At 61.3% G+C, this 26,826-nt stretch carries 30 protein-coding genes; 12 read left to right on the plus strand and 18 right to left on the minus strand.

Annotated features, from left to right (window positions below; all coding sequences use genetic code 11):
* Positions 1–100: 100 nt before the first annotated feature.
* Complete coding sequence (locus GA0061101_RS05130; RefSeq protein ID WP_047553727.1) at positions 101–556, minus strand: cyclic nucleotide-binding domain-containing protein; 456 nt, start codon at positions 554–556, stop codon at positions 101–103.
* A 9-nt stretch (positions 557–565) separates the two neighbouring features.
* Positions 566–1,249, minus strand: a complete 684-nt coding sequence (locus tag GA0061101_RS05135; RefSeq protein WP_034509100.1) for a response regulator transcription factor — start codon at positions 1,247–1,249, stop codon at positions 566–568.
* A 148-nt stretch (positions 1,250–1,397) separates the two neighbouring features.
* Here GA0061101_RS05135 and GA0061101_RS05140 point away from each other — a divergent pair, with 148 nt between their 5' ends.
* Positions 1,398–1,946, plus strand: coding sequence for a L,D-transpeptidase family protein (locus tag GA0061101_RS05140; RefSeq protein ID WP_092573164.1), 549 nt, complete (start codon positions 1,398–1,400; stop codon positions 1,944–1,946).
* A 140-nt stretch (positions 1,947–2,086) separates the two neighbouring features.
* Complete coding sequence (locus tag GA0061101_RS05145) at positions 2,087–2,917, plus strand: aldo/keto reductase (RefSeq protein ID WP_092573165.1); 831 nt, start codon at positions 2,087–2,089, stop codon at positions 2,915–2,917.
* Between the two features lie 87 nt (positions 2,918–3,004).
* Here GA0061101_RS05145 and GA0061101_RS05150 read toward each other — a convergent pair whose 3' ends face one another.
* Positions 3,005–4,465, minus strand: a complete 1,461-nt coding sequence (locus tag GA0061101_RS05150; protein ID WP_208864989.1) for an MFS transporter — start codon at positions 4,463–4,465, stop codon at positions 3,005–3,007.
* 137 nt (positions 4,466–4,602) lie between these two features.
* Between GA0061101_RS05150 and GA0061101_RS05155 the strand changes: the two genes are divergently transcribed.
* Complete coding sequence (locus GA0061101_RS05155) at positions 4,603–5,529, plus strand: LysR family transcriptional regulator (protein WP_092573167.1); 927 nt, start codon at positions 4,603–4,605, stop codon at positions 5,527–5,529.
* Here the strand turns inward: GA0061101_RS05155 and GA0061101_RS05160 are convergent.
* On the minus strand, positions 5,506–5,994 hold the full coding sequence (locus GA0061101_RS05160) for a MarR family winged helix-turn-helix transcriptional regulator (protein WP_092573168.1): 489 nt from the start codon (positions 5,992–5,994) through the stop codon (positions 5,506–5,508). The genes GA0061101_RS05155 and GA0061101_RS05160 overlap by 24 nt on opposite strands.
* A gap of 83 nt (positions 5,995–6,077) precedes the next feature.
* Between GA0061101_RS05160 and GA0061101_RS05165 the strand changes: the two genes are divergently transcribed.
* A complete protein-coding gene (locus GA0061101_RS05165; RefSeq protein ID WP_092573169.1) occupies positions 6,078–6,980 on the plus strand; it encodes an EamA family transporter in 903 nt (300 codons plus the stop codon).
* Between the two features lie 84 nt (positions 6,981–7,064).
* Here GA0061101_RS05165 and leuC read toward each other — a convergent pair whose 3' ends face one another.
* Positions 7,065–8,474, minus strand: coding sequence for a 3-isopropylmalate dehydratase large subunit (leuC, locus tag GA0061101_RS05170; RefSeq protein WP_037196890.1), 1,410 nt, complete (start codon positions 8,472–8,474; stop codon positions 7,065–7,067).
* 69 nt (positions 8,475–8,543) lie between these two features.
* Complete coding sequence (locus GA0061101_RS40735) at positions 8,544–8,666, minus strand: hypothetical protein (protein ID WP_280117190.1); 123 nt, start codon at positions 8,664–8,666, stop codon at positions 8,544–8,546.
* A gap of 246 nt (positions 8,667–8,912) precedes the next feature.
* Between GA0061101_RS40735 and GA0061101_RS05175 the strand changes: the two genes are divergently transcribed.
* Complete coding sequence (locus tag GA0061101_RS05175) at positions 8,913–9,803, plus strand: tetratricopeptide repeat protein (protein ID WP_092573170.1); 891 nt, start codon at positions 8,913–8,915, stop codon at positions 9,801–9,803.
* A 34-nt stretch (positions 9,804–9,837) separates the two neighbouring features.
* Here the strand turns inward: GA0061101_RS05175 and GA0061101_RS05180 are convergent, their stop codons facing one another.
* The 9 genes from GA0061101_RS05180 to ffh all read right to left on the minus strand — a co-directional run bounded on the left by GA0061101_RS05180 (position 9,838) and on the right by ffh (position 17,174).
* Positions 9,838–10,716: an amino acid ABC transporter permease gene (locus tag GA0061101_RS05180; protein ID WP_037196889.1), complete on the minus strand. Its 879-nt coding sequence runs from the start codon at positions 10,714–10,716 to the stop codon at positions 9,838–9,840.
* Positions 10,717–10,750: 34 nt separating this feature from the next.
* Entirely contained in the window at positions 10,751–11,548 is a 798-nt protein-coding gene (locus tag GA0061101_RS05185) for a basic amino acid ABC transporter substrate-binding protein (RefSeq protein ID WP_047637951.1), read from the minus strand.
* 211 nt (positions 11,549–11,759) lie between these two features.
* The gene (rplS, locus tag GA0061101_RS05190) at positions 11,760–12,317 is read right to left on the minus strand and encodes a 50S ribosomal protein L19 (protein WP_047637772.1); all 558 of its coding nucleotides are present in this window, start codon (positions 12,315–12,317) and stop codon (positions 11,760–11,762) included.
* A gap of 265 nt (positions 12,318–12,582) precedes the next feature.
* Positions 12,583–13,002: a DUF1801 domain-containing protein gene (locus GA0061101_RS05195; RefSeq protein ID WP_037196886.1), complete on the minus strand. Its 420-nt coding sequence runs from the start codon at positions 13,000–13,002 to the stop codon at positions 12,583–12,585.
* A gap of 288 nt (positions 13,003–13,290) precedes the next feature.
* Positions 13,291–13,983 (minus strand): tRNA (guanosine(37)-N1)-methyltransferase TrmD, encoded by a 693-nt coding sequence (gene trmD, locus GA0061101_RS05200; protein WP_092573171.1) that lies wholly within the window; start codon positions 13,981–13,983, stop codon positions 13,291–13,293.
* 24 nt (positions 13,984–14,007) lie between these two features.
* A complete protein-coding gene (gene rimM, locus GA0061101_RS05205; protein ID WP_092573172.1) occupies positions 14,008–14,589 on the minus strand; it encodes a ribosome maturation factor RimM in 582 nt (193 codons plus the stop codon).
* Between the two features lie 222 nt (positions 14,590–14,811).
* The gene (gene rpsP, locus GA0061101_RS05210; RefSeq protein WP_037196883.1) at positions 14,812–15,168 is read right to left on the minus strand and encodes a 30S ribosomal protein S16; all 357 of its coding nucleotides are present in this window, start codon (positions 15,166–15,168) and stop codon (positions 14,812–14,814) included.
* A gap of 116 nt (positions 15,169–15,284) precedes the next feature.
* On the minus strand, positions 15,285–15,587 hold the full coding sequence (locus tag GA0061101_RS05215) for a chorismate mutase (RefSeq protein WP_034509068.1): 303 nt from the start codon (positions 15,585–15,587) through the stop codon (positions 15,285–15,287).
* 18 nt (positions 15,588–15,605) lie between these two features.
* Positions 15,606–17,174 (minus strand): signal recognition particle protein, encoded by a 1,569-nt coding sequence (ffh, locus tag GA0061101_RS05220; protein ID WP_092573173.1) that lies wholly within the window; start codon positions 17,172–17,174, stop codon positions 15,606–15,608.
* 408 nt (positions 17,175–17,582) lie between these two features.
* Here ffh and GA0061101_RS05225 point away from each other — a divergent pair, with 408 nt between their 5' ends.
* Together GA0061101_RS05225 and GA0061101_RS05230 are read left to right on the plus strand one after the other, a co-directional pair.
* Positions 17,583–18,575, plus strand: a complete 993-nt coding sequence (locus GA0061101_RS05225) for a hypothetical protein (RefSeq protein ID WP_092573174.1) — start codon at positions 17,583–17,585, stop codon at positions 18,573–18,575.
* Positions 18,572–19,591 carry an MBL fold metallo-hydrolase gene (locus GA0061101_RS05230; protein ID WP_092573175.1) on the plus strand — a complete coding sequence of 340 codons (1,020 nt, stop codon included), beginning with the start codon at positions 18,572–18,574 and terminating at the stop codon, positions 19,589–19,591. Before GA0061101_RS05225 ends, GA0061101_RS05230 begins: the two co-directional genes overlap by 4 nt.
* Before the next feature lie 83 nt (positions 19,592–19,674).
* On the opposite strand, the gene GA0061101_RS05235 is transcribed toward GA0061101_RS05230, so the two are convergent.
* Positions 19,675–20,118, minus strand: a complete 444-nt coding sequence (locus GA0061101_RS05235; protein ID WP_037196878.1) for an SRPBCC family protein — start codon at positions 20,116–20,118, stop codon at positions 19,675–19,677.
* Between the two features lie 680 nt (positions 20,119–20,798).
* Here GA0061101_RS05235 and dapF point away from each other — a divergent pair.
* The 5 genes from dapF to GA0061101_RS05260 are packed head-to-tail and all read left to right on the plus strand — an operon-like array spanning position 20,799 to position 25,826.
* Positions 20,799–21,704 (plus strand): diaminopimelate epimerase, encoded by a 906-nt coding sequence (gene dapF / locus GA0061101_RS05240; RefSeq protein ID WP_037196876.1) that lies wholly within the window; start codon positions 20,799–20,801, stop codon positions 21,702–21,704.
* Positions 21,701–22,975, plus strand: a complete 1,275-nt coding sequence (gene mtaB, locus GA0061101_RS05245) for a tRNA (N(6)-L-threonylcarbamoyladenosine(37)-C(2))-methylthiotransferase MtaB (RefSeq protein WP_037196874.1) — start codon at positions 21,701–21,703, stop codon at positions 22,973–22,975. The genes dapF and mtaB overlap by 4 nt, the downstream gene beginning before the upstream one ends.
* An 18-nt stretch (positions 22,976–22,993) precedes the next feature.
* Positions 22,994–24,523 (plus strand): signal recognition particle-docking protein FtsY, encoded by a 1,530-nt coding sequence (gene ftsY / locus GA0061101_RS05250; RefSeq protein WP_092573177.1) that lies wholly within the window; start codon positions 22,994–22,996, stop codon positions 24,521–24,523.
* Between the two features lie 38 nt (positions 24,524–24,561).
* Positions 24,562–25,239 (plus strand): septation protein A, encoded by a 678-nt coding sequence (locus GA0061101_RS05255; protein ID WP_376774248.1) that lies wholly within the window; start codon positions 24,562–24,564, stop codon positions 25,237–25,239.
* A complete protein-coding gene (locus GA0061101_RS05260) occupies positions 25,236–25,826 on the plus strand; it encodes a DUF2585 domain-containing protein (protein ID WP_092573178.1) in 591 nt (196 codons plus the stop codon). The genes GA0061101_RS05255 and GA0061101_RS05260 overlap by 4 nt, the downstream gene beginning before the upstream one ends.
* A 215-nt stretch (positions 25,827–26,041) precedes the next feature.
* On the opposite strand, the gene GA0061101_RS05265 is transcribed toward GA0061101_RS05260, so the two are convergent.
* Positions 26,042–26,656, minus strand: a complete 615-nt coding sequence (locus GA0061101_RS05265) for a DsbE family thiol:disulfide interchange protein (protein ID WP_037196867.1) — start codon at positions 26,654–26,656, stop codon at positions 26,042–26,044.
* Entirely contained in the window at positions 26,653–26,826 is a 174-nt protein-coding gene (gene ccmD / locus GA0061101_RS05270) for a heme exporter protein CcmD (protein WP_037196865.1), read from the minus strand. The genes GA0061101_RS05265 and ccmD overlap by 4 nt, the downstream gene beginning before the upstream one ends.

Consider the following 26,826-nt stretch of genomic DNA (forward strand, 5'->3'; position numbering starts at 1 on the left):
ACGCATGCGAAAAACCAAGGGCCTAAAGCGCAAGGAGCGAATCTGAAAGATCGCGACGCGCTTTAGAATGATCTGGCTAAAACCGGATCGCCGCGCGGGGTCAGGAAAACCGGCCGAGAAGCGCGGCTGCCTGCCTGGCCAGTGTCGCGAAGTTCTCGCGGATCCTATTCTGGATCAGCAGGCCGGCATCGGGATATTCTTCGATCAGCCGATGGAAGAGGGCGCGCGTGATGCGGATCACGTCGGACTCTTCGGCCGCGACGGCCGTATATTTCCGCTCCACCAGCGTCACCAGAGCCAGCTCCGAGAGCATGGTGCCGGCCTGTATCACCGCTTCCACCTGCTTCTCCCCGGCATTGTCTATGGTGCTGAGTTCGAAGCTGCCGCGCGCGACGACATAGGCGCATTCGGCCGGTGACTTCTCCCTGAACAGGGTCTGGCCTTCGGCCACGTGGCGGCGGTCGGCGCCGAAGGCAATCAGCCGCAGCGGCTCATCGCCCATGCCGTGAAACAGCGGCAGTTGCGACAGCAGGCGGATATCGTCGTTCAGCGCCATGTCTGTTCCCTAGGGGATGATCTTGTAGCCGCCGTTTTCCGTGACCAGGATTTCGGCGTTGGAGGGATCGCGTTCGATCTTCTGTCGAAGGCGATAGACGTGGGTTTCGAGCGTATGGGTGGTGACGCCGGAATTATAGCCCCATACCTCTTCGAGAAGGATATCGCGGGTCACGACCTTCTGGTCGGCGCGATAGAGGTAGCGGATGATGGCGGCTTCCTTCTCCGTGAGGCGGATCTTCTGCCCGTCTTCGGTGGTCAAAAGTTTCTGGCTCGGCTTGAACAGATAGCGGCCGACGGTGAAGGTCGCGTCCTCGCTCTGCTCGTGCTGGCGCAGCTGCGCCCGTATGCGGGCAAGCAGCACGGCGAAGCGGAAGGGCTTGGTCACGTAATCGTTCGCGCCGGCTTCGAGGCCGAGGATGGTGTCGGAGTCCGTGTCATGGCCCGTCAGCATGATGATCGGCGCCTTGAAGCCGTTCTTGCGCAGCAGCTTCACGGCTTCGCGGCCGTCCATGTCGGGCAGGCCGACATCCATGATCAGGAGATCGACAGGCACGGTACGCGCGGTCTGCACGCCTTTTCCGGCATTCACCTCCTGCAGAACGTTGAATTCCTCGTAAAGCGATAATTGCTCGACCAACATTTCGCGCAGGTCGTTGTCATCGTCCACCAGGAGAATGGTGCGTGCGGTCATGCCGTTCGGATCCTCGTTCTAATCCCTTCTAAGTCCTACGCCAAATTGCATTTTTAGCAAGTCGCGACGCGGCTCAGGCTTGGTGGTTTGGTTGAACCTGCTATGATTTCAAATGAAATCACGTGCAAAGCAAAAACATGTGAGGAAAATGGAAAAGACAAGGGCAGGGGCCAAGCGGGCCGCTTTCACGGTCGTCGTACGTCCTGCGCCGGGTAAGAAGACGCGTGCGCTGGTGCGGGTCGGACCGCTAACCGTGCCGGCGGCGATCGGCCGATCCGGGCGCAGCATTTTGAAGCGCGAGGGCGACGGCGCGACACCGATTGCCGATATGAAGCTGCTTTATGGCTTCACTCGCGGCGACCATGTTCGCTTCCTTCGCACCGCCCTGCCGATGCGGCGCATCGGCAGGGATATGCTCTGGTGCGATCAGCCTGACAATGCCAATTACAACAGGCTGGTGAAGGCTCCCTTCACGCCGAGCCACGAGGAAATGCGGCGAGGCGACGGCCTCTATGACATATGCCTGGTGCTTGACTGGAACATCCGCTCGCGACGGCGTCACCGTGGCTCGGCGATCTTCTTCCATCTGATCAAGCCCGGCTACGAGCCGACGGCCGGCTGTGTCGCGGTCAGCCTTCGCGACATGCGGCGCATACTTCCAGTGCTCCGAAAAGGTACGGTGCTTCGGGTTGTCTGAGATGTCGCTTGGGGTTAAAGTCCCAATATTCTCCACTATATAGATTTTCGACCGGCGCTTCCCGCGAGCCAGGCCGGAACCTTTTCTTTCCGGATTTGAATCACGCTTTCACCCCACCATCCATCATCTGGAGACTTATCGTGACCACGCAACCGACAATTACGTTCAACGACGGCAATTCCATTCCGCAGGTCGGCCTCGGTGTCTGGCAGACGCCCGAAAACGTTGCCCCGATGGCGGTCAGCACAGCCTTGAAAGCCGGCTATCGCCATGTCGATACCGCAGCCATCTATGCAAACGAAGATGGTGTCGGCGAAGGCATGCGCCAGTCCGGCGTCGCCCGCAAGGATATCTTCCTGACCACAAAGCTCTGGAACGAGGCCCAGGGCTTCGATTCCACCCTCAAGGCCTTCGATGAAAGCCTGAAGCGGCTCGGTACCGACTATCTCGACCTCTATCTCATTCATTGGCCGTCGCCGCACCGCGACCGCTACCTCGACACCTGGAAGGCCTTCGTGCGCCTCAAGGAAGAAGGCCGCGCCCGCTCGATCGGCGTTTCCAACTTCGCTAAGGAACACCTCGACCGCATCATCGGCGAGACCGGCGTCACGCCCGTCCTCAACCAGATCGAACTGCACCCGACCTTCCAGCAGAAGGCGCTGCGCGACGTGCACGACAAGCTCGGCATCAAGACTGAGTCCTGGAGCCCGCTCGGCCAGGGCAAGCTCCTCACCAACGCCGCAATCGGCAAGGTCGCCGCCAAGCATGGCCGCACGCCGGCGCAGGTCATCATCCGCTGGCATATCGAAAACGGCCTGATCGTCATTCCGAAATCGGTCACGCCGAGCCGCATCGAGGAAAATCTCAAGGTTTTCGACTTCAAGCTCGACAGCGACGATCTGGCTGACATCGCCAAGCTCGATTCGGCCGGCGGCCGTATCGGCCCGGATCCAGTGACGGCAACGTTCTGATTCAACTCGCCGGATTGCATTGTACAGGAGGCTCGGAGTGAAAGCTCCGAGCCTCCCTTGTATCGAGCAGGCTGCATCGCCCCGGCGTCACGACGCCTGCTCGGAAAGTGCAGTGCGCTTCGCGATGGCGAAACCGGTAAGCGCGACGACGAGTGCTGCGACGATCAGCAGGGCGGCGATCGCGAAGGTGACCTGCATGCCCGTTGCAATGGCCTCGGGGCGGGCCGCGGTGATGCCTGTGGTTCCCGATGCCCGCGTGAAGACCGCGCCCATCACGGATGCGCCGGTGATCAGCCCGAGGTTTCGCGACAGGCTTAGCATGCCGGAGATGACGCCGCGTTGGTCCGGACGGATATTGGTCATGATCGTGGTGTTGTTGGCTGCCTGAAACAGGGCGTAGTTCGCCGTCACAAGGGCAAGCGGCCCGATATACCCGACGACACCGAACCTGCCCTGCATCGCTGCTACCAGGAACAGGCCGATGATCATGGCCACGAGGCCGGTGATGGTCATACGGTGAGCGCCGAAGCGATCGACGATGCGGCCGGCCGGCACGCCCGTCAGCGCCGCCACCAGCGGACCGGCGGACATCACGGCGCCGACATGGGCGGCATCGAGGCCGAGCGCGCGGGAGAGATAGAAGGGCCCGACCACCAGCGTCGCCATCATGACGGTCGAGACAAGGGTGCTCATGGCAAGGCCGACGCTCAGCGCCGAATCGCGGAACATCGTGAGGCGCACCAGGGGCGATTTCACTTTCGCCTCGGTAAAGGCGAAGAGCGCGGTGCCGAAGGCTGCGGCCAGCAGCAGGCCGATGTTCAGCACACCGAAGCTGCCATGCCCCATCGTCATGGCAAGCGCGTAGGCGGCAAGCGTCAAGGCCAGCAACAGCGTGCCGATCGCATCCGGGCGTCCCTGGCCCGCTTTTCGGTTGGGGCGATCCACTGGCAGGAAGCGTGCGGCGAGAAGGAAATTCGCGATCCCGAGCGGCACATTGACCAGGAAGATGGTTTCCCAGCCGAAGCCGGCAATCAGGACGCCGCCGAGCGACGGGCCGAGGGTGGTTCCGATGGCGGACATGGTGCCGAGCAGGCCCATGGCGCTGCCGGTCCTTTCCTTCGGGACTGTCTCGCCGACCATCGCCACCGTCAGCGCCATCATCATGGCGGCGCCGAGGCCCTGCAAGGCTCTGGCAGCGATCAGCAGCCACAGCGTCGGTGCTATCCCGCAGAAGAGCGAGGCGAGGGTGAAGAGGCCTATTCCGGCGAGCAGCAGTCGGCGGCGACCGACGATATCGCCCAGCCGCCCGACGCCGACGATCAGCGCGGTAATCGCGAGCAGATAAGCAAGCACGATCCACTGCACCTGCTGGAAGGAAGCGCCGAAAGCCTCTGCCAGCGTCGGCAGGCCGACATTGGCGATGCTGGTATCGAGCGAGGGCATCAGCATGGAGAGCGAGAGGCTGGCGAGCGCCCATCGGATCGAAGGTGTGGCTTTCGTCCGCCCGGCTTCGGTCTTGTCCGGTCTTTCAATAATTGGTTTCAACATGAGCTCCGTTTCTGGCGACGTTTGAGAAGTCCTGGCAGAAAGGTAGCTCTTTGCCTGATATGGCGGAACGCGCACCATTTGCATCTTATTCGTGCGTTTGACGCTATGCTTCGGCGAAATCGTGTTATGGTCGCGTCATGTCGACGCCCGATCTCAACCTGCTTGTCACTCTCGATGTCCTGCTTGCGGAAGGCAGTGTTGCGCGTGCAGCTCGCCGGTTGGGGCTGAGCCCGTCCGCCATGAGCCGGGCGCTGGCACGCCTGCGAGAGACGACGGGCGATCCGTTGCTGGTCAGGGCCGGCCGCGGGCTTGTGCCGACACCGCGGGCGCTGGAATTGCGCGAGAGCGTCGGCCGGCTCGTGCAGGAGGCGGAGGCGGCCTTGCGGCCATCCGAGACACTCAACCTGAAACAGCTCGTCCGGATTTTCACATTGCGCACCCGCGAGGGCTTTGTGGAGAATTTCGGCCCCGAGCTGATCGCTCGCATTGCGGAACAGGCGCCCGGCGTGCGGCTCTACTTCACCCAGAAGCTGGACAAGGACAGCACACCGCTGCGCGACGGTACGATCGATCTCGAGACCGGAGTCGTCGGCGACGATACCGGGCCGGAACTACGAGCGCAGGCCTTGTTCCGGGATCGCTTCATCGGCGTGGTGCGACGCGGCCACTCGCTGAGCGAGGGTGTGATGACGCCGGCGCGCTATGCCGCCGGCCAGCACATCCTCGTCTCCCGGCGCGGCTTGAAGAAGGGGGAGATTGATGAGGAGCTGGAAAGGCTGGGACTGGAGCGGCAGATCGCAACCATTGTCGGCAGCTTTTCGGCGGCGCTGGCTTTGGCCCGCGCTTCCGACCTGATCGTCAGCGTGCCGGAACGCTATACGGGCAACCTGCGCGTTGACATGCATAGTTTCGCGCTGCCGGTGCCGACGTCGGATGTGGCGATCTCGCTGCTCTGGCATCCGCGGCTGGACGCCGATCCGGCGCATCGCTGGCTGCGCGGCTGCATTCGCGATGTTTGCGCGGAGCGGCGTGCGGACCTGTCAGCGAGATTCGAAGCTGGCTAAATAATTGCGCAGCAAGCCGTCGAGGGCAGCTCTTTCCTCTTGCGAGAGGGCGGAAACAAGCCGAGCCTGCGTTTCGACATGCGCCGTCACGGCCGCGTCGATGAGCCTGAAACCTTCCGGGGTCAGGGAAATCAGGAAGCTTCGGCCATCATTCGGGTTCTGGCTGCGGGCGACGAGACCGGCCTTTTCGAGCTGATCGATGCGGTTGGTCATCGTGCCCGATGTCACCATCATCGTATCCATCAGGTCGCTGGGGGAGAGGGTGTAGGGCTCGCCCGAGCGGCGCAGGGTTGCCAGCATATCGAAATTTGCCGCGTTCAGATCGAAGCGCGCAAAGGTCTTCTCCATTTCGCGTGAGAGATGGAGCGTGAGGTTGCGCATGCGCCCGAACAGGCCCATCGCCGTCGTGTCGAGATCGGGCCGCTCGCGGCGCCACTGGTCAAGAATTTTATCGATGCGATCCATGTCGGGATATCGCCACCAATTTATCTTGACGTCAAGATATTTCAGTTTATCTTGAGGTCAAGATAAATTTTGGGGCCAAGGCCATGAGCCGCAATGTCGACCTTCTGCTGACAGCCATCGCGCCGGCGATCTGGGGCAGCACCTATCTGGTGACGACGCAGCTCTTGCCTGCCGGCTATCCGCTGACGGTCGCAACGCTGCGTGCCCTGCCTGCCGGGCTGCTGCTGCTCCTTATCGTGCGGCGGCTGCCGCACGGGATCTGGTGGATCAAGTCCCTTGTTCTCGGGGCACTCAATTTCTCGATCTTCTGGTGGCTGCTGTTCATTTCGGCCTATCGGCTGCCCGGCGGCGTGGCCGCTACGGTCGGTGCCGTCCAGCCGCTGATCGTCATCGTGCTGGCGCGACTGCTGCTCGGCTCGCCGATCCGCAGCCTTTCGATCATCGCCGCGATCGCCGGCATCGGCGGTGTCGCCCTGCTGATCCTCACGCCGAAGGCAACGCTCGATCCCATCGGTATTGCCGCCGGCGTCGCCGGCGCCTTCTCCATGGCTGGTGGAACCGTGCTCAGCCGCCGCTGGCGGCCGGATGTCTCGCCGCTCACCTTCACGGCGTGGCAGCTGACCGCGGGCGGTGCGTTGCTCCTGCCGTTCGCCCTCTTGCTCGAGCCACCGCTTCCGCATCTAACCGGGGCCAATATTATCGGCTTTGCCTATCTCGGGCTGATCGGCGCAGCACTCACCTATATTCTCTGGTTTCGCGGCCTCTCGCGGCTTGAGCCATCGGTGGTTTCGCCGCTCGGCTTCTTGAGCCCGACGACTGCTGTGATCTTGGGATGGTGGGTGCTCGGCCAGCAACTGAGCCCGATGCAGATCTTCGGCATCGTCGTGGTGCTCGGCAGTGTCTGGCTCAGCCAGCGGGCGCAGCAAGGTCAGCCGGCGGTTCAAGCCCCTTCTCCCCGAGCGAGAGAAGGGTTTTTCGTGCAGTGACTTCATTTCCCATGCAATTGCCTTACCCACAAACAAAAAGGGCGGCCGTTCGGGCCGCCCTTTGCTATTCATGCTTTAAGCGGATCAGTTCCACTCGCGGATATCGACGAAGTGGCCCGCGATCGCGGCAGCTGCGGCCATGGCCGGCGAGACCAAGTGCGTGCGGCCCTTGAAGCCCTGACGGCCTTCGAAGTTGCGGTTCGACGTCGATGCGCAGCGCTCGCCCGGCTTCAGGCGGTCGTCGTTCATGGCAAGGCACATGGAACAGCCGGGCTCGCGCCAGTCGAAGCCGGCGGCCTTGAAGATCTTGTCGAGGCCTTCGGCTTCCGCCTGCTCCTTCACGAGGCCGGAGCCCGGAACGATCATGGCGTCGACGGTGGAAGCCACCGTCTTGCCTTCGACGACCTTGGCGACGGCGCGCAGGTCTTCGATGCGGCCGTTGGTGCAGGAGCCGATGAAGACGCGATCGACGTTGATATCGGTCATCTTCGTGCCCGGCTTCAGGCCCATATAGTCGAGGGCGCGCCACTTGGAGGTGCGCTTGTTCTCGTCCTGGATCTCGTCCGGGTTCGGGACGATGCCCTGGACGGAGACGACGTCTTCCGGCGAGGAGCCCCAGGAGACGATCGGCGGCAGGGCAGCGGCATTAAGCGTGACGATGCGGTCGTAATGCGCACCTTCATCCGATGTCAGCGTCTTCCAGTAGGCGATCGCCTGTTCCAGCGCTTCGCCCTTCGGCGCGCGCGGCTTGCCCTTGATGTATTCGAAGGTGATCTCGTCCGGCGCGATCAGGCCGGCGCGGGCGCCGCCTTCGATCGACATGTTGCAGATGGTCATGCGGCCTTCCATCGACAGCGCGCGAATGGCTTCGCCGGCATATTCGATGACGTAGCCGGTACCGCCGGCGGTGCCGATCTCGCCGATGATGGCGAGAATGATGTCCTTGGCGGTGACGCCTGGTGGCAGCTGGCCATCGACCTGCACCAGCATGTTCTTGGCCTTCTTCTGGATCAGCGTCTGCGTGGCGAGCACATGCTCGACCTCGGAGGTGCCGATGCCGTGCGCGAGCGAGCCGAAGGCACCATGCGTCGACGTGTGGCTATCGCCGCAGACGATGGTCATGCCGGGCAAAGTGAAGCCCTGCTCGGGGCCGATGATGTGGACGATGCCCTGGCGCTTGTCGTTTTCGGAGTAGTATTCCACGCCGAATTCGGCGGCGTTCTTGGCAAGCGCCTCGACCTGGATGCGGCTTTCCTCGTTCTTGATGCCGAGGTGGCGATCGGGCGAGGTCGGAACGTTGTGGTCGACGACAGCAAGCGTCTTTTGCGGCGCGTGGACCTTGCGACCTGTCATGCGCAGGCCTTCGAATGCCTGTGGCGATGTCACCTCGTGAACGAGATGGCGGTCGATGTAGAGAAGACAGGTGCCGTCGTCTTGGGCGTCGACGAGATGATCATCCCAGATTTTGTCGTAAAGTGTGCGTGGAGCGCTCATGGCTACAGATCCATATTGGCAGTGTCGAAAAAGGGGGTGACGGATCAGGACCGCCGGCCTCGGGTGTGATCAGCGAAGTCGGCTGTTGAGCGCGCCCGAAATCATCGCAAAGAAGCGTGCCGGCAGGCGCTTATGGTCCTGCAGCACGAAAGCCGTGACGTATCGTCCGTCTTTGCTCATGATCTTACTCATGTCCATGCTCATATCAATTTTCAAAACCTTCGGCAATGGCGAGCGTTTCCGGGGGTGGTAAATCGCGCCAGATTAACAGAAGCCAAAACTACCGCGGCCGCAACCACATCTGCATAGCCGAATTGCCAAGGCTAAAATCTGTCAGTTAAACCTATCACCAAACCTCACTTGCATTTTTCAAAGCTGCGGATCAGATTGCATTTCCGTCTGAAATAAAAAAGCAAAGATATATATGCGGACAATGCTATGTACGTCTTAATGAAAGGCTGCGGCATTCTTGTTGGCTTATCTCTAGTTTTCACGGTTTCGACCGTTTTTATCCCGTCCACAATTCAGACGAAGGCATATGCCGACGAAGGGTTGGATCTATATAATGCGGGAGATTACCAACGCGCGCTGGCGTATTGGCAGCCCTTGGCTGAGCGTGGGGATCCTCAAGCCGAGTTTGGTTTGGGGCTGCTTTATGAAGCCGGGCAAGGCGTTGCGCAAAACTTCGATACGGCCCAACGATGGTATCGAAAGGCGGCAGAGCAAGGCTTGTCTGACGCACAAAACGCATTAGGGGCTATGTACGATGTTGGTCGGGGGTTTGCCAAGGATGATGTGCAAGCCACGGAGTGGTATCGCAACGCGGCGGAGCAAGGAAATGTCCGCGCAGAAGTTAATTTGAGCAATATGTACCGATTCGGGCGTGGCGTTCCTCGCGACATAAACCTTGCTATCGCTTGGCTTCAAAAGGCGTCCGACGCTGGTAACCCCGCTGCTCAATCCAATTTGGGCGGTATCTATATTTCAGAGGATGGGGTCAAAGATTATTCCAAAGCGGCAATTCTGTTTCAAAAGTCTGCAGATCAAGGTGACCCAGGAGGGCAAAATGGTCTCGGCATCATGTGCTTTCTTGGGTTGAACAGACCAATAGATCTTGCGTGTGCCGCAAATTGGTATCGTAAAGCGGCGGGGCAGGGTGACCCATCAGCGGAGGTTAATCTTGGTAGCGCCTATTATAATGGCTCCGGGATCGAAAAGGATATCAGCCTGGCGATATTCTGGTATCGAAAAGCCGCGGAACAAGGAAACGTCCGGGCGCAAGAATATCTCCAATACATAGCTGAGCATCGACCTATCCTCAAGGGATAGGTCATAAGGGTGAATGGCAATCAAATCGCAACGATCACACCTGCGCTCCTGGCGGCTGGCCCGCCGCCAGACGGGGGAAGGCGGAGCGGTCGCTGCCGGAGCGCCGGCGCATCCAGGCTTCGAGTTGCCTGAGCAGCAGCGACAGGCTGATCGTCAGCAGCAGGTAGATGAAGGCGAGGATCGACAGCGTTTCGAAATAGCGAAAATTGGCCGAGTAATAGAGCTTGGCGAGCTGGCTGATATCGGCAACACCGAGGACCGAAACCAGCGAGCTGTCCTTCACCATGGCGATGAAATCGTTCGACAGCGGCGGCAGGATGACGCGGATCGCCTGGGGAAAGACGACGAGGCGGAAGCGCTGGAAGCGGCTGAGGCCGAGCGCCTTTGCCGCTTCGATCTGGCCCTGGTCCACCGCCTGGATGCCGGCGCGGAAGATTTCGGCGATGAAGGAGGAATAGGCGATGGTCAGCGCGATGATCGTGCGCCAGACGAAGGGCACGTCGCGGGTGACGAGCGGGCTTGCCCAGCCGGCGGAGATCAATGGCGAGACGACGCAATTATAGACGGCGACAAAGGCCGGCGTTCCGACGAATGCGATGTAGGAAAGCAGCACCAGTATCGGGATGCCGCGCACGATCTCGATATAGAAGCGGGCGACCTGCCTGAGCACGATGAAGTCCGACAGGCCGAGCAAAGCGAGCCCGAGACCGAAGAGCATGGCGAGCGTGAAGGCCACCAGCGTCACGAAGATCGTGACGCCGACGCCATTGAGCAGAAGGGAGAAGATCTGGGCGTAGAGGCCGTTCGCCGCGATTGCGATGGAGACGACGATGCCGAGAACGGCGAGTGCGACCAGCCACCAGGGAAAGTCATCCTTGCCTTGGTGCCCGCCCGGGCCTGCGAGCAGGGCCATCAGAGCGGGCTTCCCATATGTCGATCTAGGGAGTTCATTGGCCCATCTTGTAATCGAGGAACCACTTCTTGTTCAGCGCCTCGAGCGTGCCGTCAGCCTTCAGGCTGGCAATGGCGGCATTGACCGGAGCGACGAGATCGGAGCCCTTCTGGAAGATGAAGCCGAAATCCTCGGAGCCGAGCGGGCCGCCGATCAGCTTCAGGCCGCCGTTGGAGGCATCGACATAGCCCTTGCCGGCGGTGCCGTCGGTCAGCACCAGATCGACGTCGCCGGTCTTCAGTGCCTGTACGGTCGCGCCGAAGGTTTCGAAGGTCTTGATGCGCGGGTTCTGCTCGTTGCCGTCGAGAACTTCGTAGACTGCGGTGTAGAAGGGGGTCGTGCCCGGCTGGGCGCCGATCAGGCCTTCCTTGAGGGCGGCGAAGCTCTTGGCGTCGGTGAAGCGTTTCTCGTCGCCACGCACCAGCATGAACTGCTCGGAGCGCATGTAGGGATCGGAGAAGTCGACCTTCTGCTTGCGGTCTTCCTTGATGGTGATGCCGGTCATGCCGATGTTGTACTGGCCTTCCGAGACGGCCTGGATCATCGCGTCCCAGCTGGTGTTCTGGTACTCGACCTTGAAGTTCAGACGCTTGGCGATTTCGTTCATCGCGTCGTATTCCCAACCGATCGCCTTGCCGGATTTGGCATCGACGAATTGCAGCGGCGGGTAGGCGTTCTCGGTGACAACGACGACAGTCTTGCCTTTGAGATCAGGCAGGTCGGCGGCGAAGGACGCGAAAGGTGCAAGCACGAGGGCGCTGAGGCCCAGTAGGAACGAACGACGGAATGCCATGGAAATCTCCCCGATTAGCGCGCGGAAAAGTGTCATATTTGGAAAGCAGATGGCAAGGCCGTTGCCATGGCCGCGAGCGTAAAAGCGGAAAAGTAACTCTAAAATAAGCGGTTCGCGGCGGAATTTTCTTTCTGCCAAGCTGTCTTCGGCAGGCAGCAAAAAGGCGACCCGAAGGCCGCCTTTAAGCGTAGCGATCCGGATGGATCGAAATTTACTCGGCTGCCGGCTCTGCGGCGGCAGCTGCTGCATCGGCGGCTGCCTTTGCTTCGGCTGCTGCTTTTGCTTCAGCGGCTTCGGCGGCTGCCTTCTCGGCTGCGAGAGCCTGGGCTGCTGCAACCTTCTCGGCTTCGATGCGAGCCTTCTCATCGGCGAAAGCCTGACGCTCAGCGTCGTTGAGCTTGCGGGCGCGAGTGCCGGTGTTCTCGACGATACGGGCAGCCTTGCCGCGCAGGTCGCGCAGATAGTAGAGCTTGGCGCGACGGACCTTACCGCGGCGAACGATTTCGACGCTTTCGATCATCGGCGAGTAAACCGGGAATACGCGCTCGACGCCTTCGCCGTAGGAGATCTTGCGGACCGTGAAGTTTTCGTGCAGGCCGCCGCCGGAGCGAGCGATGCAGACGCCTTCATAGGCCTGAACGCGGGTACGGTTGCCTTCCGTGACCTTCACGTTGACGCGGACGGTGTCGCCGGCGGAAAATTCGGGAAGCGTGCGCTTGGCTTCGATCTTGGCGGCCTGTTCGGCTTCCAACTGCTGAATGATGTTCATAGTATCAACCTCGTTGTTGCTTCAACAGCCAGAGCGCCCTGAGCGATCTATCCTTGGTCGGACCCTGAAGGTCTCGCCTCGGATATATGCCTGTGAAGGCAGGGGCGAATACGTCTGCTTTTCTTTGGTAGTTGATGGGAAATTTCCCATGCCCGGCGCGCACATATCCTATTGTCACAGCTTTGTCACCCCTTGGCGGCGAATTTGTTGCAGCGCAAGCGGCTTTCAATGACGGTTTGTGGTCCGCCGCCACCCCGAATTCTGTTCAGGCTTTCTTCGGTTTTTTCCGCGTCGATATATTCAGTGCCGCTGCCGCACGAACGAGCGCCTTCAGCGCCTCCTCATCGATATCTTCGTTCTCCCGGATATCGATGGCCCGTCTCGTATTGCCATCGAGGCTGGAGTTGAAGAGGCCTGACGGGTCCTCCAGCGAAGCGCCCTTGGCGAAGGTCAATTTAACGACACTCTTGTAAGTCTCGCCGGTGCAGATGATCCCGCCGTCCGACCAGACGGGAACGCCCCGCCATTTCCATTCCTCGACCACATCGGGATCGGCCTGTTTGATAAGGGTTCGGACTCGAGCGAGCGTCTGGCCCCGCCAATCGTCCAGTTCCTTAATTCTCCCGTCTATGAGATTAGAGGCAGAGGCTCCCTGCTCGTCCTCCGTCGCGCCGCTTTTTGCCATCCTGTGCGTCCTCCCCGCCGCTGTCGTTCCATCGCCCGTTGCGTTTTATCGCTGGATATCATTTGGCGCTATCGAAATCGACCTCGACGGCGGTATCCTGCCGTCCGCAAGGCTGTGAGGACCGGCCCCAGCCCCGAACGTCGGCGCAGCATATCCCTGCTTGCTCAAGTCCCGAAGCGATCCTGGCGAGGCCATCGGAATTCTTGAATGGCATTCGGCCGATTCCCCCTTAATGGCGAATGGCGGTTGATCTAACTCGTCAACTTGCCGCCGCCCGGTTTCCCGATGCTATTTCCTTGCCTTCTCTTCCAATAGATCCGGCCGGCGTTGCCGCGTAAGCTCTTCGGCCTGTTCTCTCTGCCATTTGGTGATGGCGGCGTGGTTGCCCGACGTGAGCACGGCGGGGATCTCGCGGTCTTCCCAGATCTGCGGGCGGGTATAGTGAGGGTGTTCCAACAGGCCCCCCTCAAAGCTTTCGTGCAGGCCGGAAAGATCGTTGCCCATGACGCCGGGCAGGATGCGAACGATGGCGTCTAACAGGATGAGTGCCGCCGGCTCGCCGCCGGACAGGATGTAGTCGCCGATCGACACTTCTTCCAGGTTGCGCCCGTCGATCACCCGCTGGTCGACGCCTTCGAAGCGGCCGCAGACGATGATGACGCCGTCGCCGCTTGCAAGCTCGCGCACGCGCTTCTGCGTCAGCGGTGCGCCGCGCGGGCTCATCAGCAGGCGCGGGCGGCTGTCGTTTTCGCTGGCATGGTCGATGGCGCGGGCAAGCACGTCCGGCTTCAACACCATGCCGGCGCCGCCGCCGGCGGGCGTGTCATCCACGGTGCGGTGCTTGTCGGTGGTGAAATCGCGAATCTGCAACGTGTCGAGCGCCCATTGGCCGCGCTCCATCGCCTTGCCGGCAAGGGACGTGCCGAGATGGCCGGGAAACATCTCCGGATAAAGCGTCAGAATGGTCGCCCGAAAACTCATGGCGCAGTCACTTCCAAATGAGGATTATTTCTTCGTCTTGCCTTCCGGCTTCGGCGGTTTCGGCGGCTTGCCGACAAGGTCTTCCGGATTGTCGATCAGGCCAGCGGCCATTGGATCGATCAGGATCTTGCCGCCTTCGAGATCGATTTCGAGCACGGCCGTTTCGGAGAAGGGGATCAGGACCGGACGCTTGCCCGGGCCTTTCAGCTCCAGAAGGTCGCCGGCGCCGAAATCATAGACACCGCTGACCGTGCCGTAGCCGGTGCCCTTGTCGTCGACGGCTTCGAGCCCTTCGAGGTCGGTGTAGAAGAATTCGTCATCGTCGAGCTCGTCGTCCGGCAGGTTGTCGCGCTCGATATAGAGCTCCAACCCGTTCAGCGCCTCGGCGGCGTCACGGTCATTGACGCCGCGGAAGCGCACCACCACCACGTTCTTGGCCTCACGGATTTCCAGCACCTCGAAGCTGCGGCCGTCCATGCTGTACAGGTGGCCGTAGTCGCCAAGCGCCGCGGGGTCAGACGTATAGGCGCGCGCGCGCACCTCGCCCTTGAGGCCCTGTGCCGCGCCGATTGTCGCCATCAATACCGGGTTTTGCAGTTTCGTCATGGTCTCTTCGCCGATTGCCGGATCACCGCATAATTCCTTAAATCGGAATCGATTTAAGGAATTATGCAGCAGATCTAAAGTGCTTCAGCGACCTTTGCGCGTCACATGTGACGCGCGGCGCTGTAGTTGCGTTCTCTCATAGGATGAACATCCCCCGATGGGAAATAAAAAACGGGCGGCATGTCGCCATGCCGCCCGTTTTTCGATGATTACGAGGGCCGATTATTCGGCAGCGGCGGCGTCAGCAGCCTTCTGTGCCTTTTCGGCAGCGCGCTCCTGAGCCTTCTTGCCCGGCTTTGCCTTTACCGGGTTGCTCTTGACGTCGCGCGTGGCAACGCCGGCTTCGGCGAGGAAGCGCAGAACGCGGTCGGTCGGCTGGGCGCCGTTGTCGAGCCAATGCTTGATGCGGTCGGCGTCGAGTTCAACGCGCTTGGCGTCGTCCTTGGCGAGCATCGGGTTCCAGGAACCGACCTTCTCCAGGAAGCGGCCGTCGCGCGGCGAACGGGCGTCGGCGACAACAACGTGGTAGTACGGGCGCTTCTTGGAACCACCGCGGGCGAGACGAATTTTCAATGCCATGTTTCTTACTCCTTAGGCTTTTTGTGACCGCTTGATTTTGGCGGCGTGTTTATTTGCTGTTGCTGTTTTTGTGTGTCGCATGATCTCTTCCGAAACCCGCTTCACACATTTCGGGATCATGCTTTGAGATCGGCGGCGATCTGTTCATGATGCCGGATGACTTCCTTGATGACGAAGTTCAGGAACTTCTCGGCGAAATCCGGGTCCAGATTGGCGTCCTTTGCCAGGCGGCGCAGGCGTTCGATCTGGAATTCCTCGCGCGCCGGGTCGGCCGGCGGCAGATTGTACTTGGCCTTCAGCACGCCGACCTCTTTGGTGCAGCGAAAGCGTTCGGCCAGCATGTGCACCAGTGCGGCATCGATATTGTCGATCGACTGGCGGTAGTTGCCCAATTGGGCCTTGACGTCTGGATCAATCATGGGGGTCAACGATCCTTTTCACTTCTTCTTCGGCAAACCGGGCAGGCCCGGGAATCCACCGCCGAGGCCCGGCAGCTTGGCGCCGCCCAGACCAGGCAATCCACCACCGCCAAGGCCGGGCATGCCGCCGGGACGGCCGAGGCCTGCGGCTTCCGCCTGCTTCTGCAAGGCTTCGAGCTGCTTGGGGTCCATGTTCGACAGGTCGGGCATGCCACCCATGCCGCCACCGCCGAGACCCATCTTGCCGGCGAGGCCACCCATCAGCTGCTTCATCATGCCGCCCTTGCCCTTGCCGCCCATCATCTTCATCATGTCCGCCATCTGGCGGTGCATCTTCAGAAGCTTGTTGATGTCGGAGGCGTCGGTGCCGGAGCCGCTAGCGATGCGCTTCTTGCGGGAATGTTTCAGGAGGTCCGGATTGGCGCGCTCGGCCTTGGTCATCGAGGAGATGATGGCGAGCTGGCGGCCGAAAAGCTTGTCGTTGAGGCCGGCGGCGGCCATCTTGTCCTTCATGCCGGCCATGCCCGGCATCATGCCCATGATGCCGCCCATTCCGCCCATCTTCTGCATCTGGCTGAGCTGATCGGCAAGGTCGTTCAGGTCGAACTTGCCCTTGGCCATCTTGGCGGCCATGGCGGCGGCCTTTTCGGCGTCGATATTCTCAGCCGCCTTCTCGACCAGCGAGACGATGTCGCCCATGCCGAGGATGCGGTCGGCGATGCGGCGGGGATGGAATTCTTCCAGCTCGCCCATCTTTTCGCCGACGCCGATCAGCTTGATCGGCTTGCCTGTCACGGCGCGCATCGAAAGGGCGGCACCGCCACGGCCGTCGCCGTCCATGCGGGTCAGCACCAGGCCGGTGATGCCGACGCGGTCGTCGAAATTGCGGGCGAGGTTGACGGCGTCCTGACCGGTCAAGCTGTCGGCGACCAGCAGGATTTCGTGCGGGTTCGACCGCTTCTTGATATCCGCCATCTCGACCATGAGCGGCTCGTCGATATGCGTGCGGCCGGCGGTGTCGAGGATGACGACGTCATGGCCGCCGAGCTTGGCGGCCTGCACGGCACGGGCGGCGATATCGGTCGGCGACTGGCCGGCGATAATGGGAAGCGTATCGATGTTGGCCTGGACGCCGAGCTGGCGCAGCTGTTCCTGCGCTGCAGGACGCCGCGTGTCGAGCGAGGCCATCAGGACCTTCTTGCGGTCGCGGCTCATCAGGCGGTGGGCGATCTTCGCCGACGTGGTCGTCTTGCCCGAGCCCTGCAGACCGACCATCATGACGACGACCGGGGCCGGCGCGTTAAGGTCGATGCCCACGCCTTCGCCGCCGAGCATTTCGATCAGCTCGTCATGGACGATCTTGACGACCATCTGGCCGGGCTTGATCGACTTCAGGATCCCGGCGCCGACGGCCTTCTCGCGGACTCGGTCGGTAAAGGAGCGCACGACATCAAGCGCCACGTCGGCTTCGAGAAGCGCGCGGCGAACCTCGCGGAGTGCTGCGGAAACATCAGCTTCCGAAAGCGCGCCGCGGCCTGTCAGTCCATTCAGAATGGAACCAAGACGGTCCTGGAGGTTTTCAAACATCAATTCTTCCTTATCGATCGCTTTGGGCTTTAGATTTGCGCCTATTCCTTATCTTCCTCGGCTTTGCCTCGAAAGGGAGATGCGCGGATCGCCCGAAAACGTCGTGCTTTTCCATGACGAAAACAAGACGCAAAGCCAAAAAGCACCCGAGGGCGCGTCGCGCTGTCGGGTGTTGACCTCCGGGATCTCTTTATACCTTTATGGGTCCCGGTCGGTGGCTCGGAGGCTTGTGCTCGTCGCAGATTGCGGGCGATAAACAGGAAAAGGCCGCCAAAGTCAACCCGAGGCGGTGGAAATGCCTGGGATGCATGCCCAATATCGCTATATGAACGTCGTTTTACCGCCAATAGGCTCCTCTAGTTATTGTATTGATCCCCGCCAAATCATGTTTCCCCGAGACAGAACTGAATGAACGATGCAGCCCTGACCAATCTTCTTGCCGCGTGCCGCAGCTATGCCGGCGGCCGGGTCGACGCGCGGTTCAACGCCGCGGCGCAGGCCTTCTATGCCGACGCCAAGGTGCAGCCGAAAATCGTCACGCGGGCAGCGCGCGAGTTGCGCAGCCTGCCGCCTCCCGGTGCCGCGATCCTGGCGAATATGCTGGGTACCGTGGTCGAGACCGGGGGTTCGGTGGAGCGTAGCGGTCCCGCCGTGTGGGAGCTTTTTACGACCTGGCTGCCGCAGATCCATCGCGGCTTTGCCGGCCGCAAGGAGCTGAGCCCGCGGCAACAGCAGCTGCTCGAAGCTTTCCAGTTGCTCGGTCAGTCGGTCGTCTCGCACCTCGCGGCGATGCCGAAGGAGCGTGCGCTTGCCGCCGGTGATACCAGCCTGATGGCGCAGCTCGCCGAGCTGCAGGATTATACGCCGGGTGCGGCTTGGGTGCGCCATATGCTTCTGAGCCGCAGCGACCTCTTGCTTGTCCTGCATGTGCCGAGCCGTCGAGGCTTCCGCCTGCGCTATGAGAATATCGTCAACTGCTTTCATCTCTTCACGCTGATCCAGGCGGCTTTCGGGGAGACCCTGCCAGGCGGCCGCTCGCCAAACAGGTTCATCATCGACATGGCGCGTTGCGTAACGGTGGTGGAGAACGGTAACGACGAGCCATGGTGGCGCTATGAAACGGTGCAACCTAATCAGTCTGGCACTGTGGAGATATCGGGCGAGGCATCCGTCGATACCATTACCCGCATCGATGGCACGCAGGTCATCCTGCTTTCGCCTCCTGTCGAAGGTGCTGCGCTGTGGGACACGAGCTTCTTTACGCCGCAGCTTTTCGTTATGCCGGCCAATGTCGTGCTTGAACGAACGCTGACGGCGCGCGAGGTCGAGGAGTGGCTGGCGAAGGCTGGCTTGCCTGACGAAGGGGAAATGATGGGTGAGCGAGGAGCGGACAAGCCATGACAAGCGCATCCGGCTCCGGCAAGAAAAAGAATCCCTATTATCAAGGCCCGGCTTCCGACCATTTCGATGGTCTGCGCTTCTTCAATCCCGGCGGTGTCGGGCCGGGAAGTCCGCTTGATCTGCTGAAATGGCAGTTCGCGGGCGGCCGGGTGCGCTGGCCCAATCCGGTCATCAGCGCCTTTCCCTCGGCAAAGCCAGACCGGCATGTGTTCGGCGATCAAATGCGGGTGACCATGGTCGGGCATGCGTCGATGCTGGTGCAGATCGCCGGCCTGAACATGCTGACGGATCCGGTCTGGTCCGAACGCGTCAGTCCGTTCCGCTCGATCGGGCCGAAACGCGTGGTGCCGCCCGGCATCCGCTTCGAGGATCTGCCGCCCATCGACCTCGTGCTGGTCTCGCACAACCACTATGACCACCTCGATCTCGTCACGCTGGCGAGCCTGCAGGCGCGCCAGCGGCCGAAGATCGTTACGCCGCTCGGCAACGATACGATTATCCGCCGGGCCGTGCCCGACGCCGAAATCGTCGTGGTCGATTGGGGCGATCGCATCGCTGTCAATGGCGGGGTGACCATCGATGTCGAGCCCTGCCATCACTGGTCGGCGCGGGGCATGGGCGACCGGCGCATGGCCCTTTGGGCCGCTTTCGTGCTGACGACGCCGGCTGGCAGGATCTACCATGTCGGCGACACAGGCTTTCACGATGGCATCAACTATGAGGCTGTCAGGCAGAAACATGGCGGCTTCCGCCTCGCCATTCTGCCTTTCGGCGCCTATGAGCCGCGCTGGTTCATGAAGGGCCAGCACCAGAACCCTGTAGAGGCGGTCAAGGGCATGAAGCTCTGCAACGCCGCTTATGTCGCCGGGCATCATTTCGCGACCTTCCAGCTGACGGACGAGGGGATCGATGAGCCCGTTCACGCGTTGGATGCGGCGCTGAAGGCCGAAGGCGTGGAGCCGGACCGGTTTCGACCGCTGAGGGCGGGGGAAGTGTTCGACGTGCCGGTTGTTTGAAGGGGCGCCGCCTGTTCGCACCGAAAACTCCTTCTCCCCTCGGGGAGAAGGAGTTGCGTGCAGAAGCCTTGTGGGTGCCGAGCTTACTGATTGATCTCTGGCTCGACGAGCTTTGCCAGGTTTCGCAGTGATTCCTGCCAGCCGAGATAGCAGGCTTCAGGCGGGATGACGTCCGGCACGCCCGCCTGGGTTATATTCACCTCTGTCCCGACCAGGACCTTTTTCAAGGTCACGGTCACGTCCATTTCGCCGGGCAGGTTGGGGTCGTCGAACCTGTCGGTGTAGCGCAGGCGTTCGCCGGGAATGAGCTCGACATATTCGCCGCCGAAGGCATGGCTTTTGCCCGTCGTAAAGTTGCGGAACGACATCTTGAACGTACCGCCGACTGTCGGTTCGAAGTGATGCACGCTGCAGGTAAAGCCATTGGGGGGAAGCCACTTGGCGAGCGCGTCCGCTTCGAGGAATGCGCGATAGACCTTTTCCGGGCTGGTTGCCAGGACGCGGTGCAGGCGAATGGTATTCGGCATGGTCATGATCCTTCTGAATTGACGGAGTGGACGATCCTAGGACGAGCAAACCTTCTGCAATCCGACACTGGAGCAAATTTTTGTCGAAATAAATCGCGCCAGGCTCAGCGCCGCAAGGTCTTTTGCCGAGATCAGGCAGAGAGCCGACTTATCCGCCATGGCGATGCCGTCCCTGCGAGCAGGCGGGATATTGGATGTACGGGTTGTGGGAGAAACAGTCTCTGCGCTCCGCCATGTCCGGATATGCGCGATTTCAAACTATCATTGCGCCACGAGGGTGCGACCTCATCGTGCGAGAAGCCGGCAAGAAGGTGGGTACTGTTTGCATGCAGGGCTTCACGGGCAGCTGGAAGTCGCCTTCGCGGCCTCCGTCTACGACACCAGAGAGCTTCGGCCGTCCTTGGAGTCCGGTGTGCCGCGGCGACCGAATTGCCCCACCCGGGAACCGAGCTGACGCTGATGCATCTGAGAAACCACATGACGGATCGCGAGCAAACCACATCGGTCGCATAGAGCAGGATCGCGGGACAGCTTTGTCGCTTCTCTGTCGAGGTTGAAGCGGTCGTTTGTGTTCGTCAAGCGCGGCCTGAGCCTGGCCACGAGCAGCGAATATCACGGCACTGGTAATTCCCCCGCATTTCCGCCATATACAGCTCGAAAACACTGACGGACATACCACCATGAGCAATATGGTCGAATTCGCGCGGATGAACGGGCTTGGCAACAAGATCCTGGTCGTCGACATGCGCGGCCGCAAGGATGTGGTGACGGCTGAGGCTGCGATTGCGCTCAATGCCGATCCTGCTACTGAGTTCGATCAGATCATGGCGATCCATGATCCGAAGGCGCAGGGAACCGACGCCTGGATCGATATCCTCAACTCCGACGGCACCAAGGCACAGGCTTGTGGCAACGGCACGCGCTGCGTCGTGCAGGCGCTATCAGCCGAGACCGGAAAGAAGGTGTTCACCTTCCAGACCGTCGCCGGCATCCTGAACGCCGTCGAGCACGAGGACGGCACGATATCGGTCGACATGGGCAAGCCGGTATTCGATTGGGACAAGATTCCGCTCGCCGAGGAATTCGCCGACACGCGCCATATCGAACTCCAGATCGGGCCGATCGACAATCCCGTCCTGCATTCGCCCTCTGTGATGTCGATGGGCAATCCGCATGCGATCTTCTGGGTCGACAAGGACCCGATGTCCTTCGATCTCGCTCGCTTCGGGCCGCTGCTTGAAAACCATCCGATGTTTCCCGAGCGCGCCAACATCACGCTGGCGCAGGTGCTTTCGCGGACGACGGTGCGAACCCGCACCTGGGAGCGCGGCGCCGGTCTGACGCTGGCCTGCGGCTCCGCCGCCTGTTCTGCCGCCGTCAGCGCTGCTCGCACCGGCCGCACCGGCCGCAAGGTGACGATCGACGTCGCCTCCGCGCCTGCGCCGAGCCAACTCACTATCGAATGGCGAGAGAGTGACGAGCATGTCGTCATGACCGGTCCTGCCGAATGGGAGTGGTCCGGTATGGTCGATCCCGTGACGGGCAGCTTCACGCGCGATCAGGAGCAGGGGGCTCAGGCGCGGTGAGCGGGGTCGAGGTCATTACCTTCGGCTGTCGTCTCAACACCTATGAATCCGAAGTGATGAGGTCGCAGGCGGAGAAAGCCGGGCTCAACAACGCCATCCTGGTCAATACCTGCGCCGTAACAGGCGAGGCCGTGCGTCAGGCACGCCAGGCGATCCGCCGCGCGCGGCGCGACAATCCGCATGCGCGCATCATCGTGACAGGCTGTGCCGCGCAGACGGAAAAGCAGATCTTTGCCGAAATGGCCGAAGTGGATGCCGTGCTCGGCAACGAGGAGAAGCTGAAGAGCGCCTCCTATCGCGCGCTGCCGGATTTCGGCGTTTCGGCAGAAGAGAAGCTCCGCGTCAACGATATCATGAGCGTGCGGGCGACCGCCCCGCAGATGATCCGCCATATCGACGGCCATGTGCGCGCCTTCATCCAGGTGCAGAACGGCTGTGATCATCGCTGCACCTTCTGCATCATCCCCTATGGCCGCGGCAATTCGCGCTCTGTGCCGATGGGCGCGGTCGTCGATCAGGCCCGTAACTTGGTTGAAAGCGGTTATCGCGAGATCGTGCTGACCGGCGTCGATGCCACGAGTTACGGCGCTGATTTGCCCGGAACGCCAACGCTCGGCCTGCTTGCCAAGACATTGCTGAAGCAGATCCCGGATATCCGCCGCCTGCGCCTCTCCTCGATCGACAGTATTGAGGCCGACAGGCACCTGATGGATCTTATCGCCGACGAACCGCGCTTCATGCCGCATCTGCATCTGTCGCTGCAGCATGGCGACGATATGATCTTGAAGCGGATGAAGCGGCGGCACTCGCGCGCCGACGCTATGCGGTTCATCGAGGATGTGCGCCGCCTGCGACCCGAGACGAGCTTCGGCGCCGACATGATCGCCGGTTTTCCCACAGAGACGGAAGAGATGTTCGACAATGCCGTTGGCCTTGCCGAACAGGCCGCGATCGCGCATCTGCATGTTTTCCCTTACAGCCCGCGCCCCGGCACGCCAGCCGCCCGCATGCCGCAACTCGACCGCGTCCTGATCAAGGAACGCGCCGCCCGCCTGCGCGAGGCTGGACAAAGACTGCACCAGACCCATCTCGACAGCATGGTCGGAACAAGACAATGGCTGCTTGTGGAGAATAACGGGTTGGCCCATACCGAAAATTTCACGCTTGTCGCCGCCCCCGGCCTTCGCCCGCGCGACCTTGTGCAGGTCGCAATCACCGGCCACAATGGCAAGCACCTCGACATGCAACTTCTGGCCGCTAACGCGGCCTAATGCTTCAACGGATACTTCATGGCGCTTGGTTTCATTAAAAAAGTCTTCACCTTCGGCCGTGAGAAGCCGGCGGAAGAACAGGCGCCTGCGGAGGTTATTGCACCGGACGTGCCCGCTCCGGAGCAAGAAGCGCCTGTCGCGGATGTTTCGCCGGCTTCCGAGTTGGCCGAACCTACCTCGCCCCCCTCTGTCCCGTCGGGACATCTCCCCCACGCGGGGGGAGATCGGTTGGAGGATGCCGCGCCGGTCGAGCACGAACAGTTGGCTGAAAAGGCCGCAGAGGCGGTTGTTTCGCATGAGCCGGTTGCTCCGGAGCAGGCTGGTAAGAGTGAAATTGTCGAGCCGGAGCAAGCCAAAAACGCTGAGGCTGATGCTGTAGCGGAAGATACCACTCCAGAACCGATCTCCACCCCTGTGGGGGAGATGTCCGAAAAGACAGAGGGGGGTGAGGAAGTTTCGGCTAGCTCGGAGCTCTCGTCGGAAAGCACCGAAGCTCAGACGGACTCGGAACAGTCGCCGGAAACTACCGAAACCCCAGCCGCAGCCCCCATCCTCCCCAAAGGCTTCGCCACGGCCTCCAGCATCCCCGAGCCCGCTCCCGAAGCCCTCAAGCAGAAGCTCTCCTGGTTCCAGCGCCTGCGCGCCGGCCTTGCTCGCACATCTTCGCAACTGACAGGCCAGATCGCCGCGCTCTTTACCAAGCGCAAGCTCGACGACCAGACGCTGCAGGATCTGGAGGATCTGCTGATCCAGGCCGATCTCGGCGTCGAGACGGCGATGCGGGTGACCGATACGCTGGCCTCCGAGCGCTATGGCAAGGACGTGACAAGCGAGGATGTCGGCCGCATCATGGCGCAGGAAATCGCCAAGGTGCTGAAGCCGGTCGCCAAACCGCTGCAGCTCGATCTCAGCCACAAGCCGCACGTCATCCTCGTCGTCGGCGTCAATGGCACCGGCAAGACGACGACCATCGGCAAGCTGGCGGCCAAGCTATCCGGCGCCGGGCTCAAGGTCATGGTTGCCGCCGGCGACACGTTCCGCGCGGCTGCCATCGAGCAGCTGAAGATCTGGGCCGAGCGCACCAAGTCGGAATTCATCGGCACCAAGATCGGCGCGGATGCGGCCGGTCTAGCCTTCGATGCTTTCCAGCAGGCCAAGGCCAACAAGAGCGACGTGCTGATCATCGATACCGCCGGCCGCCTGCAGAACAAGGCGGAGCTGATGGCCGAACTCGAAAAGATCGTGCGCGTGCTCGGCAAGCTCGATCCGGACGCGCCGCATACCGTGCTGCAGACGCTGGATGCCACCACCGGCCAAAACGCGCTGAACCAGGTGGAGATTTTCCGCAACGTTGCCGGCGTCAACGGCCTGATCATGACTAAGCTTGACGGCACGGCGCGCGGCGGCATCCTTGTGGCGATCTCGGCCAAGCACAAGCTGCCGGTCTATTTCATCGGCGTCGGCGAGGGTGTAGACGATCTCGAGCCGTTCGAGGCCGAGGATTTCGCCAACGCCATCGCAGGGACAGGTGCCGGAAGCAGCCAATGAACGATAAGAACAAATTCGACGATAGCGAAAGTGCCGCAATGACGACCAGCGATAACGAACTCACCCCAAGTGCCGCCGACAAGCATCATCCGCTGTTGAAGCTGGTGCTGGAACTCGGGCCTTTGCTGGTGTTCTTCTTCGGCAATCTGCGCGGCGACTGGTTGGCGCAGCAGTTCCCGGCGCTGTCCGCGCTGGGAGGGCCGCTCTTCGTCGCCACCGGCCTGTTCATGGCGGCAACGGTGATCTCGCTCGTCGTCTCGAAGGTTGTGCTCGGCCATCTGCCGCTGATGCCCTTCGTGTCAGGCATCGTCGTCCTCGTCTTCGGTGCGCTCGGCATCTACCTGCAGAATGAAACCTTCATCAAGATGAAGCCGACCATCGTCAACGCTCTGTTCGGTGTTGTCCTGCTTGGCGGGCTCGCTTTCGGAAAATCGTTGCTCGGCTACGTTTTCAACGCCGCCTTTCAGCTGGATAGCGAAGGCTGGCGCAAGCTCACGCTTCGCTGGGGTCTCTTCTTCCTGGTTCTTGCCGTGCTCAACGAAGTCGTCTGGCGCTTGTCGAATTGGTATTACCTGCCCGACGTCAAGGCCGCGGATAATCTCTGGGTGAACTTCAAGGTCTGGGGAACGATGCCGATCACCATCCTCTTCACGCTGTCGCAAATGCCGCTGATCATGAAGCATACGATCGAGCAGCCGGCGGAAAGCGGAAAATGACCGAAGCAGTCGACGCGCAAAACCGCTACCGGCAGCAAAGCTTCTGGTTCATCGCCTGCGCCCTTGTCCTGCTCGTGCAGATCGTCGCGGAATATATGATGGGCCGCGTGCCGATCTGCACCTGCGGTTACGTGAAGCTTTTCGAGCCCGTCGTGAAATCCAGCGGCAATTCGCAGCATATCGCCGATTGGTACACGCCATCTCACATCATTCACGGCTTCCTGTTCTTCGGGCTCACGCATTTGCTTATGCGCACTAAGCCGCTGTCGATGCGCCTGTTCGTCGCCATGCTGATCGAATCCGGCTGGGAACTGCTGGAGAACTCGCCCATCATCATCAACCGCTACCGCGCCGCGACGATCTCGCTCGATTATGTTGGCGACAGCATTCTGAATTCGGCGATGGACGCGGTGTTCATGGTGGTTGGCTTCCTGTTTGCCTGGCGTGCGCCGGTGATCGTCACGATCGCCATCGCCATCTTCTTCGAGCTGCTGACGGGTTACCTGATCCGCGACAATCTCACGCTGAACGTGCTGATGCTCGTCTGGCCGGTCGAAGCGATCAAGACCTGGCAGGGCGGGATTTAGCTTGTTCCCCCTCGCCCCTACGGGGAGAGGGTGGCAATCCTGAGTTTATCGAAGGGTCGCCGGGTGAGGGGCGTTACCGGGAAATTGCCGTTCGCTTGTCGCTTGAGGCCATTGTTGTTTTGCTTTTCGGCCCCCTCATCCGCCCTTCGGGCACATGACCGGGGTTGAGCCGCAGGTCTCAACCCGTCCTTCGGACCCCCGAGGGAAGAAGGAGTTCAGGATACCGGCTTCCCCTGCGCCTTCGCTATGGCCGGATAGAGCCCTTCCTTCAAACTCGTCGGCGTAAACGGGCCGACCTGTTTGTAGAGGATCGTGCCGTCGGGGGCGACGAGGTAGGATTCCGGGATGCCGTAGACGCCCCAGTCGATGGCGGCGGAGCCGTTGGGGTCGATGCCGATGGCGTTGTAGGGATTGCCGAGTTCACCGAGGAAGCGCAGGGCGTTCTCACTCGTGTCTTTGTAGTTGATCGCGACGATGTTCAGCCGGCCGTCTTTCGCGAGCTCCTTCAGTACCGGATGCTCGTCCCGGCACGGAACGCACCATGAGGCGAAGACATTGACAAGCGTCAGCTTGCCCTTGATGGCCTCATCGGTCAGCGCCGGCAGGTTGGAGCCTTCGAGCGGCGGCAGAGCGAGCTTTGGCGCTTTCGTGCCGATCAGCGCGGAGGGGATGGCGGAGATGTCAGTGCCATGAACCTCCTGGTCGTACATGACCTTGCCGACGGCAAGTGCGATGCAGGCAAAGACGATGAGCGGGATCAGCGCCAGCAGATAGCGCCCGGTGCCGCCGCCCGATTTCGGCTGATCCTTGTTGCCGGCATCGGTGGTCATTTCGCATCGCCTTCGGGCGCGCGCTGCGAACGGCGGCGGATGCCTGATGCTTCGAGTGCGGCCAGCTCGCGACGACGCAGGCGTCCATCGATCCATGTCCAGGCGATGATGGCGAGAATCATGACGGCAGCAAAGCCATAGGAGCCGAAGACGTAGAAGGGATGGGTCAT

It is taken from the genome of Martinezella lusitana (assembly GCF_900094565.1).
GTDB lineage: Bacteria > Pseudomonadota > Alphaproteobacteria > Rhizobiales > Rhizobiaceae > Rhizobium > Rhizobium lusitanum.

What these genes read in the sequence shown, in the direction of transcription:
- GA0061101_RS05130 (WP_047553727.1), bottom strand. Translation starts at nt 556, where the DNA reads ATGGCGCTGAACGACGATATCCGCCTGCTGTCGCAACTGCCGCTGTTT.
- GA0061101_RS05135 (WP_034509100.1), bottom strand. Translation starts at nt 1,249, where the DNA reads ATGACCGCACGCACCATTCTCCTGGTGGACGATGACAACGACCTGCGC.
- GA0061101_RS05140 (WP_092573164.1), top strand. Translation starts at nt 1,398, where the DNA reads ATGGAAAAGACAAGGGCAGGGGCCAAGCGGGCCGCTTTCACGGTCGTC.
- GA0061101_RS05150 (WP_208864989.1), bottom strand. Translation starts at nt 4,465, where the DNA reads ATGTTGAAACCAATTATTGAAAGACCGGACAAGACCGAAGCCGGGCGG.
- GA0061101_RS05155 (WP_092573167.1), top strand. Translation starts at nt 4,603, where the DNA reads ATGTCGACGCCCGATCTCAACCTGCTTGTCACTCTCGATGTCCTGCTT.
- GA0061101_RS05160 (WP_092573168.1), bottom strand. Translation starts at nt 5,994, where the DNA reads ATGGATCGCATCGATAAAATTCTTGACCAGTGGCGCCGCGAGCGGCCC.
- GA0061101_RS05165 (WP_092573169.1), top strand. Translation starts at nt 6,078, where the DNA reads ATGAGCCGCAATGTCGACCTTCTGCTGACAGCCATCGCGCCGGCGATC.
- leuC (WP_037196890.1), bottom strand. Translation starts at nt 8,474, where the DNA reads ATGAGCGCTCCACGCACACTTTACGACAAAATCTGGGATGATCATCTC.
- GA0061101_RS40735 (WP_280117190.1), bottom strand. Translation starts at nt 8,666, where the DNA reads ATGAGTAAGATCATGAGCAAAGACGGACGATACGTCACGGCTTTCGTG.
- GA0061101_RS05175 (WP_092573170.1), top strand. Translation starts at nt 8,913, where the DNA reads ATGTACGTCTTAATGAAAGGCTGCGGCATTCTTGTTGGCTTATCTCTA.
- GA0061101_RS05180 (WP_037196889.1), bottom strand. Translation starts at nt 10,716, where the DNA reads ATGGCCCTGCTCGCAGGCCCGGGCGGGCACCAAGGCAAGGATGACTTT.
- GA0061101_RS05185 (WP_047637951.1), bottom strand. Translation starts at nt 11,548, where the DNA reads ATGGCATTCCGTCGTTCGTTCCTACTGGGCCTCAGCGCCCTCGTGCTT.
- rplS (WP_047637772.1), bottom strand. Translation starts at nt 12,317, where the DNA reads ATGAACATCATTCAGCAGTTGGAAGCCGAACAGGCCGCCAAGATCGAA.
- GA0061101_RS05195 (WP_037196886.1), bottom strand. Translation starts at nt 13,002, where the DNA reads ATGGCAAAAAGCGGCGCGACGGAGGACGAGCAGGGAGCCTCTGCCTCT.
- trmD (WP_092573171.1), bottom strand. Translation starts at nt 13,983, where the DNA reads ATGAGTTTTCGGGCGACCATTCTGACGCTTTATCCGGAGATGTTTCCC.
- rimM (WP_092573172.1), bottom strand. Translation starts at nt 14,589, where the DNA reads ATGACGAAACTGCAAAACCCGGTATTGATGGCGACAATCGGCGCGGCA.
- rpsP (WP_037196883.1), bottom strand. Translation starts at nt 15,168, where the DNA reads ATGGCATTGAAAATTCGTCTCGCCCGCGGTGGTTCCAAGAAGCGCCCG.
- GA0061101_RS05215 (WP_034509068.1), bottom strand. Translation starts at nt 15,587, where the DNA reads ATGATTGATCCAGACGTCAAGGCCCAATTGGGCAACTACCGCCAGTCG.
- ffh (WP_092573173.1), bottom strand. Translation starts at nt 17,174, where the DNA reads ATGTTTGAAAACCTCCAGGACCGTCTTGGTTCCATTCTGAATGGACTG.
- GA0061101_RS05225 (WP_092573174.1), top strand. Translation starts at nt 17,583, where the DNA reads ATGAACGATGCAGCCCTGACCAATCTTCTTGCCGCGTGCCGCAGCTAT.
- GA0061101_RS05230 (WP_092573175.1), top strand. Translation starts at nt 18,572, where the DNA reads ATGACAAGCGCATCCGGCTCCGGCAAGAAAAAGAATCCCTATTATCAA.
- GA0061101_RS05235 (WP_037196878.1), bottom strand. Translation starts at nt 20,118, where the DNA reads ATGCCGAATACCATTCGCCTGCACCGCGTCCTGGCAACCAGCCCGGAA.
- dapF (WP_037196876.1), top strand. Translation starts at nt 20,799, where the DNA reads ATGAGCAATATGGTCGAATTCGCGCGGATGAACGGGCTTGGCAACAAG.
- ftsY (WP_092573177.1), top strand. Translation starts at nt 22,994, where the DNA reads ATGGCGCTTGGTTTCATTAAAAAAGTCTTCACCTTCGGCCGTGAGAAG.
- GA0061101_RS05255 (WP_376774248.1), top strand. Translation starts at nt 24,562, where the DNA reads ATGACGACCAGCGATAACGAACTCACCCCAAGTGCCGCCGACAAGCAT.
- GA0061101_RS05260 (WP_092573178.1), top strand. Translation starts at nt 25,236, where the DNA reads ATGACCGAAGCAGTCGACGCGCAAAACCGCTACCGGCAGCAAAGCTTC.
- GA0061101_RS05265 (WP_037196867.1), bottom strand. Translation starts at nt 26,656, where the DNA reads ATGACCACCGATGCCGGCAACAAGGATCAGCCGAAATCGGGCGGCGGC.
- ccmD (WP_037196865.1), bottom strand. Translation starts at nt 26,826, where the DNA reads ATGACCCATCCCTTCTACGTCTTCGGCTCCTATGGCTTTGCTGCCGTC.